This window comes from Streptomyces sp. NPDC004065 (assembly GCF_044903565.1).
Taxonomy (GTDB): Bacteria; Actinomycetota; Actinomycetes; order Streptomycetales; family Streptomycetaceae; genus Streptomyces.
This window is the reverse complement of the sequence record NZ_JBJDQT010000056.1, coordinates 1-7,903: the sequence shown is the minus strand read 5'-3', so window position 1 is coordinate 7,903 and position 7,903 is coordinate 1. Positions and strand designations below refer to the sequence as shown.

Sequence of the window (7,903 nt, the reverse complement as noted above, 5' to 3'; positions counted from 1 at the left end):
ACTCGGTGTCGTAGTCGGGCCGCACCTCGGCGACCATCCGCACCGCACGACGGCGCAGCTCAAGCGGATAAGGGGAAGGACGTGCCATGACTCGAACCTCTCAAATGATCGAGTCCCTACCGAACCCGGAACGGTTCACCCACCCCGGCCCCACACCTGGCAACGCACCTACCACCAAGCCAAGCTGCACCACCACACCGGCCAGGACCACTCCCCCACCCTCCAAAGGTGGGCCGAGCGGCAACGCACCCGCTGGAACACCCTCCACCCCACCCAACAGGAGCTCCTCACCACCATCGGCATCCGCCCCACCACCTGACCGCCTCGGCCAATCTGCAGCGAGGCAGCAACGCGGTCAGGCACGCTATGCCGATGAGCGACGCGCGCTTCTTCAACGACGAACCGTTCCTCGACGACGAGGGGTCCGACCTGCTGGGGCGTAAACAGTACGCGCGGCACGCGGTGGAGTTGCTGGGGCGCGTCCGGGCCCAGACCGAAACCGGCGTCCTGGCTTTGATCGGCCCCTGGGGTTCCGGAAAATCGACGGTCCTGGGCAAAGTGATACGCCTCCTGCAGCGACAGGACGGCGGCGATGACTGGCTGATCGCGGAGCTCAACCCATGGCTGTACTCCGACCTGGAGACGCTGACCGCCGCCCTGTTCAGCGAAGTTCGTGCCGCCCTTCCCAAAGGAAGGCGCTGGTCAGAAGTCCGTAAAACGCTCGGAGGCTTCGGGCAGGCCATCAGCCCCTTGGGCAAACTCACCGCGCTGGCCGGCCTCGACTCAGAAGGCCTGATCAAGGCTTTCAGCGACCGCATCAGCGGAGACACCAGCGCCTCGGCGGCCAAGCGGAAGGCCGAAGACGCACTGCGGCGGGCAGGGCAGCCCGTCCTGGTCGTCATGGACGACCTGGACCGCCTCACCCCCGACGAGCTGCTCCTTGTCTTCAAACTGGTACGCCTGGTGGGCCATCTACCGAACGTCTACTACCTGATCAGCTTCGACGAGCAGACGCTGCTGGACGTCCTGCAACGCAGCGACCTCGTGGGAAACAGCGAAGGCAGGGCCCGCGAGTTCCTGGAAAAGATCATCCAGGTACGGCTCGACCTTCCCGCGTTCCGCGAACGCGACGCCGCCGCCATGAGTATCCGCGCCCTCAACGCCCTGCTGGACTCCCACGGCCTGTCCATGACGCCAAACGAGGAACGACGCTTCTCCGAGGCCTACTTCCGGCACCTGCAAGACAGGCTGCAGACACCACGGGCCGTCAAACGCTACTTCGGGCAGGCCGACGCCACTCTCAGCTCCCTCGCCGGAAACGTGGACCTGGTCGACTTCCTCACCGTCACCTTCCTGCGCACCAACGAGCCCGGCGTCTACCGGCTCCTGAGACGGCACCGCGCTGAGCTGACTGGTACCAGCATCGACCCAGCACAGCGACACAGCACACAACAGCCCGGCGAACGAGCCGAACGCTGGCGGAACCGGCTGGGCGAAGCCGGCGTGGCCGAAGAACACATCAAAGGCGTGCTCAACCTGCTCGCTCTGCTGTTTCCGAAAGTCCAGCAGGACCTCGGCAACGGCAGCGACACGAAAGCCGCCGCCCAACGCCGCGGGATCGGCAGCACCGACTACTTCGACCGGTACATGGTCTTCAGCGTTCCCGACGACGACCTCCCCGAAGCCGCCTTCGACCAGGCCCTGGCCCAGCTGACCGCCGACGCCCCTGGAGAGGAAGCAGCCGAACTGCTGCTCCGCCTCCGTGACGACACCCACCGCATCACCCGCCGGATCGAGCAGCGCCGCAGCGCCGGCATCCGCCTCCCCGCCGCTGCACTGCTCAAGGCCATGGCGGACAGCTACGGGCAGCTGACCGCCGAACCGGAAATGATGGGCCTGGTCAACAGCGGCATGAGCCTGCAGTTCCTGGCCCGGGACCTCCTCACCGACCTCCCACCAGAACAAAGAGCTCCCGTACTGGCCGCCATGGCCGCCACCCCCGACGGAACGGTCCTGGCCACCCGGACCCTGCACCGCGCCACCAATTCAGACAACGACGACTCCGAAGAAGTACAGACCACCGAAGACTGGTCTCTTCAGGCCCGCGACGCCGTAACCGCGCAGATCGCCCAGCACCTAGCGCCCACCACGGGCAGACCTGCTGAGGAACTCACCGAGTCCGACACCGACCTGATCTGGATGTGGCGCCACACCCACCCCGACAGCCTGCGCCCCTGGCTACGCCAACGCCTTGACAACGGATGGGAACCGCTCCCCCTGCTGGGCCAACTCCTCCACCCCACGCCACGCCCGCACCGCCTCATCGACGAGAGTGTCCTGGCCGGCCTCGACGTCATGTTCGGCCTCGACGACCTCTACACACGCCTAGGCCCCCTCCTCCAGTCCGAGACCGGCAACAGTCCTGCCGACGAACACCACGCCAACATCCTCCGAGCACTCCGCGAGCACCGACCCGCCACCAGCCCGACTCCACCCCCAGACTCCGGCGCCACCACATGACCCCGCACCCAACACTCTGCACGCTCTACAAGTAGGGGCCCGATCCATCTGCATGCCACCCGAACAAACTGCACAACCCCAGGCCAGGGACCCGCAAGATCCCGCCAAGCCACGCCCAGCAGGACCATCAGCACCGAAAACAACCCACGACAACTGAGAAATCCCCAGCTCAGAGCTCACCCGCTGCGCATAAGAAACGACCCGCGACAGGCGCGCGGCGCGGCTGGAGAAGCTGGGCATGGCCTGGTCGGCGGCCGACGCGCGGTTCCAGGAGAACCTGGCGGCGGCCCGCGTGTACTTCGCGGAGCACTGGACGCTGTGCGCTCCCCGGTCGGCGGCGGCGCTCGACAAGCCCGTGGGGCAGTGGTTGAGCAACCTGCGCCGTCCCGGTGCGCTGGCCGAACACCCCGAGTGGGAGGCCGCACTGAAGGAGATCGACGAGGACTGGAACCCGTCGTGGCCCACCGAGTGGCAGCGGCACTACGCCGCGCTGCGCGAGCTGGTGCGCGACGAGGAAGGCCCGGCGGAGGTCCTGCCCGGCTTCACCGTGCACGGCATGGACGTCGGGAAGTGGCTGGCCCGGCAGCGGAAGCCCGAAGTGTGGGCGGCCCTGGCCGACGGGCAGCGCGAGCGCCTGGAGGCCGTCGGCGTCACCCCGCTCGCCCCGGCCCCGGTGGAGCCGGACGTGTCCGCGAAGCCGTCCACGGCGCCCGTGAGCGCCTTCGAGAGGGGCGTTGCGGCCCTGGCGCAGTACAAGGCCCGCACGGGCTCTGTGAAGGTCCCCAGGGGCCACGTAGAGGCGTTGCCGGACGGGTCGGAGGTCAAGCTCGGAGTGTTCCTGTCCAACAGCAAGAGCCGCCGGGCCAAGCTGACCGCCGACAAGCTCGCCGCGCTCGCTGGCCTCGGGCTGGAGTGGGCGGCCACGGAAGGAGCGGCGTGATGACCGCACCCGAGGAAGAGCGGCGCGTGCAGGACGCTGTGCGGCGGCACGCGCGCACCAGGGCCTTCGCGGAGGCGGAGGACGTCATCTCGGCTGTGCTGTCCGACCCGGGGGTACAGGAGGCGCGAGAGCGGGTGGAGGCGGCGGAGACGGAGCTCGGCATGGAGCTGTGCGCCCGTCTCCAGCCGTTCCAGGACCGCTACGACCAGGCCGTGGCGGAGGGCGACGCGGCCCGGCTCACCGGGCTCTGTGGGGGCAAGCACGGCCGCTGGGGGCGGATCTGCGTCCTGCCCGACGGGCACGAGACCTCGATGGAGGAACCGCACTGGGGCCGCAACAGCGAGGGCCGGCCGATCGCGTGGGTGGGCAGCGCACCTGACGACTGGTGAGCGGCGGTGAGACCGGCGGACAGGACCCCGGGGCGCATGGCGGCCCGGGGTCCTTCGCTGTCCGGGGCCAGCGGCACCGCGCCCAGGTCCTACACGCACTGGGGTGCGATGCCCGGGGGTTCTGAGCTGGGGGCATCGCACTGGTGTGCGTGTAGGTCCTGGGATCTTGGGGTCCTCCCCCGGCGAACTACGTTGCAGCGGGGGCGGGATGGGTGCACGAAATCGGCTTGCCGATGGCGCGGGCATAGTCGATTTCCCTGCTCGTGGACTCGCCGATGTACCCGCCAGGGTTGACGACCAGAACCCGGTCTGCCAGGTCGATCTTGCGCAGGTGGAGGGCGTCCAGCGCCTTCTTCTGCTTGTCGGTGATCAACTCGTCTGCTTCGCCTGGCGCGACAACGATGACCCCGGCGAAGGTCAGATCACGATTCGCCGCACGCATCTCGTCCACGAACCGGGTAGAGCCGCAGATGCAGACGATTTCAGGTCGGTCGGGCACAGCTCATCCCTTCGCTCGAACGGGACACCGCCAGCGTGCAGGTTGGTACTGCACCAGTGTTGGCCGGCCGGTCAGCCGTCGGCTCGTTCCTTCTCGATCGCATTCATCCTGCGGACCATGTCGATCTGCGCGCGGATCATCGTGTCGAACAGGGCCTCCGGATCGCCGTCGGGTCCGGCGTTCGCAGCCAGCAGCGAGGCGACTTGGCTGGCGAGGACAGTGACCACGTCGGCCGTCCCCACTGGGCCGCGTACCTCGATCAGTTTGCGCACGGCGTCGTCGATGCGGTCCATGGCCTCCTCGCCCTGGAGGAACAACCCGAGCCGGTCGGCGAGGAACATGCGGACGACCGCCACACCGTCGGCCAGGGCGGTGTCCACGTTGAAGTCGGCGCGGGCCTTCTCCGACTCCTTGAGTACGGCCGGAATCGTGTACGTCCGCTGCTCCGGGATGAGGCCCTCCTTGCGCCACTTCGCGTACGGGATGGGGCCGACGGCGTCACGGCGTGCACGGTGTTCGTTGGTCGGGCGGCCCCCCGCGGTGCGGCAGGCCCGCCCTGCGGCTGTCTTGCAGGTCGGGCATTCGACGCGGCGCATCCACGAGCGCACGAGATCCATCTCGGCGTCGGAGCGGAGGTGGCGTCGCCACTCGCCGCCCCACGGGATGCTCTGCGGTCCGTTCTCCACGCCCATTGGCCCCCCTGGGTCCGGTGGTGTGTGCCGTCTTACCTGCCGTGAAACTGACCGTACCTGCGGCGGCGCCCCTCAGCGGTCGATCGGGGGAATGCCGTCCAGGCCGCTCTCGGAGAGGATCTGTTGGACCGTGTCGTCCAGGGTGCTGGCCGCGTCGATGACGGTCTCCAAGCCGTTGGGGAGCAGGTCCTTCTCTCGATACCAGTCGCGTAGGTGGCCCTCGTTGACGTGCGCGAGGTACTCGGCATCTGGTTTCGTCGCGTGCCGGAGCACCGTCTCCTCGAAGGGCACATGGAGGTAGTAGCACCGTGAGACGCCTCGGTGGGCGCGGACCAGGTCCTGGAGCATCGTGCCGTAGCGGTCGGCGTACAGGATGCCCTCCAGGACGACGTGGAAGCCGTTGTCGAGCGCGTAGCGGGCGGTGAGGTCGATCAGGCCGATGTTCGCAGCCCCAGGCCGGTCGCGTTCGCGCAGCACGATGCGGCGCAGGTTGTCCTGGGCGACGATGGCGAGGTTGCGGCCGAACTTCTCGCGCAGGCCCGCCGCGACGGACGACTTGCCCGAGGCGCTGTTGCCGCGGAGCACGATCAGGCGCGTGTCGCTGGTCCCCACGGTGCCGTGCACGGCCTCAGTCACCCCCGGCTGACCTGGATGCGGTTCTCGTGGAAGTGCTCCCAGTCCATGACCAGGCGGAAGCGGCGGTGGGCCTCCAAGCGCTCCGCGTCGGCCAGCTCCTCGCCGCGCTGCACCTGGGCGTCCCCGGATTTCACGAGTTCCGCGAGAGCGAGCCGGACGTCGTCGACGTCCTGGCCCGTAGCTGCCGCCAGCCGGTCCAGGGACGTGAGGATCTCCTGCGGTTCGCCCAGATCGTCGACCAAGTGGTTGATGAGCCCGTCGACGAGCGGGCCGGTGCGCAAGGTCCAGCGGATCCCATCGAGCCGCTTGGCGAGGTCGGCGTCCAGGGGCAGCAGGTCACCAGGCAACGGCAGCGCGGCGGGCATCGACCACCGGGTGCCGTCCGGCGTCTCCTCGCGGCGCGCCAGGCCCCACGTCAGGTAGAGCTCGGACAGGTCCCGCACGGTTTTGGGCACCGGGTAGCCGGCGGCCGTGAGCATGGCGCCGAACTTCTCCCAGCGATGGGCCTCGTTCGCTTCGCGCCCCTCCGGCGCCTCCTCGTAGTCCCATTCCTCATCGGGCCACGAGAACGTGAGCGCGCCGTCGAGATCGCCGCCGATCATGTCCCAGTGGCCTTCGAAGAGCTCCTGCAGGAGTTCGTCCAGGGAGCCGGTGAAACCGGGCTGGCTCGCGGTCCCGATGAGCATCGTCAGCGGGAAGCTCTGGCGGGGCAGGACGTGGTCCCAGCCCGCAGCCCACCAGTCGTTGTGCATCGCCAGGTCCCGGCGCGGTCCGGGCACAGACGGGTTCTCAGTCATCCGCAGCTCTTCCTCGAAGAACGGTCAAACGCTCGCAGCGTACGCATCCTGGTGCGCGAAGCGCTGTCACGCGCGCCCAACCCAGGCTTCATGGTGGGACGCGGCATGCAGCCCCTCGCGCAGGCGGCCTCGCAGGACACCAACACGCGTCCTGCCCTCCACGACCTGCAGCCCGCTGTCTGATGCATCCAGGAGGCGTCGGGCGATCAGGATCGGCGGGCGTAGCCACGTCCCGTGCTCTTCCCAGTGCCGACCCACCTCAGGGCGGCGAACGTTGACCCAGTGCACCGGGTTCTCGGCGTAGATCTCGATACAGCCGGCATCGGACGCTCCGGTCGGCATCCCGACGAAGTCCGCGGCCGGGATCGTCTCCAGCCGCCACCTGACGTCGTGCAGGTCGATGCCGCCGTAGTCGCGTACGAAGGTGGCGTTGTCGCCGTGGTCGAAGAGGAACTGTTCGAGGACGTCGTCCGGCCACTGCAGGTAGACCAGCGCCGGGTCGGCGCGGAAGCGGGCAAAGCTGAGGCCGCCGTCTTGGCGGCGTGCCATCAGCGGGCTGAGGTCGCTCAACTTCATGTCGTGGTCAGCTCGTCGGCTGCCCTGTCTCATCCCACATTCTCAGAACGGGAGCGAGGGTGTGAGCCACCGCATACTCGATGTCCTGTGGGTCAGAGCAGGTCGTCTGTCCGTTCGGGCCACGAGTGACCATGGACATCTGTCCCGCCCTGCGGCCATCACGGGTCGCAGCGTAGACGGTGAGCGCCTCCAGCCGGTCCAGGCGGTCACGCGCCGGGAAGAAGAGGGTGCCCAGTTCCTCCTCTTTGCCTGTGGGTTTGGCGAACCATGACTCCGACGTCACGACGATGCCGTCGGCCTTCATCGCCTTCACCTGGTTCGCGAGCTTCTCGAAGGAGAGGATCTTCGTGCCCTGGCTGTCGAAGACGAGAGTGCCGAGCTGCACGATCTTGTCTCCTCGGTACAGGAAGGCGAAGGTCTCGTGGAAGCCGTCCTTCTCCATCAGCAGCCGAGCGTTGGCCATGTGCCAGGGCACGGCGTCGATTGGGTCGCCGGAGTGCGGCTCGGGCCGCTTCCCGTAGCGCTGGCGTGCCAGCTTGGTGCCGGCCTCGTCGCGTTCGACGGTCAAGTTGTAGGACTCGATCTGAACGCCCTTGAGTACGTCGAAGGGGACTGCTGCATGATCAGGTGACAGCGGGGTTATGCAGCCAGAGCTGCGGGTGGGGTCATGGTGGTCTCGTACTCGACGGGGGTCAATCGGCCCAGGCGTCGCTGCCGTCGGCGCCGGTGGTAGGTGTGCTCGATCCAGGTGACGATCGGGATCCGCAACTCCTGGCGGGTGGCCCAGGCGCGGCGGTCGAGGACGTTCTTCTGCAGCAGTGCGAAGAAGCTCTCCATCGCGGCGTTGTCGCCGG

General features: G+C 68.1%; 10 protein-coding genes. 3 read left to right on the top strand and 7 right to left on the bottom strand.

Annotated features, from left to right (window positions below; genetic code table 11):
- The first annotated feature begins 372 nt into the window (after positions 1 to 372).
- From ACI2LW_RS33335 to ACI2LW_RS33325, 3 genes are all read left to right on the top strand, one after another.
- Complete coding sequence (locus tag ACI2LW_RS33335; protein ID WP_404735011.1) at positions 373 to 2,520, top strand: P-loop NTPase fold protein; 2,148 nt, start codon at positions 373 to 375, stop codon at positions 2,518 to 2,520.
- A gap of 238 nt (positions 2,521 to 2,758) precedes the next feature.
- Positions 2,759 to 3,460, top strand: a complete 702-nt coding sequence (locus tag ACI2LW_RS33330) for a helicase associated domain-containing protein (RefSeq protein ID WP_404735010.1) — start codon at positions 2,759 to 2,761, stop codon at positions 3,458 to 3,460.
- A complete protein-coding gene (locus ACI2LW_RS33325) occupies positions 3,460 to 3,849 on the top strand; it encodes a hypothetical protein (RefSeq protein ID WP_404735009.1) in 390 nt (129 codons plus the stop codon). The genes ACI2LW_RS33330 and ACI2LW_RS33325 overlap by 1 nt, the downstream gene beginning before the upstream one ends.
- 187 nt (positions 3,850 to 4,036) lie before the next feature.
- On the opposite strand, the gene ACI2LW_RS33320 is transcribed toward ACI2LW_RS33325, so the two are convergent.
- From ACI2LW_RS33320 to ACI2LW_RS33290, 7 genes are all read right to left on the bottom strand, one after another.
- Complete coding sequence (locus ACI2LW_RS33320) at positions 4,037 to 4,348, bottom strand: hypothetical protein (protein WP_404735008.1); 312 nt, start codon at positions 4,346 to 4,348, stop codon at positions 4,037 to 4,039.
- A gap of 71 nt (positions 4,349 to 4,419) precedes the next feature.
- Positions 4,420 to 5,040 (bottom strand): hypothetical protein, encoded by a 621-nt coding sequence (locus ACI2LW_RS33315; protein ID WP_404735007.1) that lies wholly within the window; start codon positions 5,038 to 5,040, stop codon positions 4,420 to 4,422.
- Between the two features lie 72 nt (positions 5,041 to 5,112).
- Positions 5,113 to 5,676 carry an AAA family ATPase gene (locus ACI2LW_RS33310; protein WP_404735006.1) on the bottom strand — a complete coding sequence of 188 codons (564 nt, stop codon included), beginning with the start codon at positions 5,674 to 5,676 and terminating at the stop codon, positions 5,113 to 5,115.
- Entirely contained in the window at positions 5,673 to 6,473 is an 801-nt protein-coding gene (locus ACI2LW_RS33305; RefSeq protein WP_404735005.1) for a DUF6042 family protein, read from the bottom strand. Before ACI2LW_RS33305 ends, ACI2LW_RS33310 begins: the two co-directional genes overlap by 4 nt.
- A 66-nt stretch (positions 6,474 to 6,539) precedes the next feature.
- A complete protein-coding gene (locus ACI2LW_RS33300; RefSeq protein WP_404735004.1) occupies positions 6,540 to 7,049 on the bottom strand; it encodes a hypothetical protein in 510 nt (169 codons plus the stop codon).
- A gap of 7 nt (positions 7,050 to 7,056) precedes the next feature.
- Complete coding sequence (locus tag ACI2LW_RS33295; protein ID WP_404735003.1) at positions 7,057 to 7,617, bottom strand: hypothetical protein; 561 nt, start codon at positions 7,615 to 7,617, stop codon at positions 7,057 to 7,059.
- A gap of 71 nt (positions 7,618 to 7,688) precedes the next feature.
- Positions 7,689 to 7,903, bottom strand: a 215-nt coding sequence (locus ACI2LW_RS33290) for an IS3 family transposase (RefSeq protein WP_404735002.1), incomplete at its 5' end; no start/stop codon positions are given.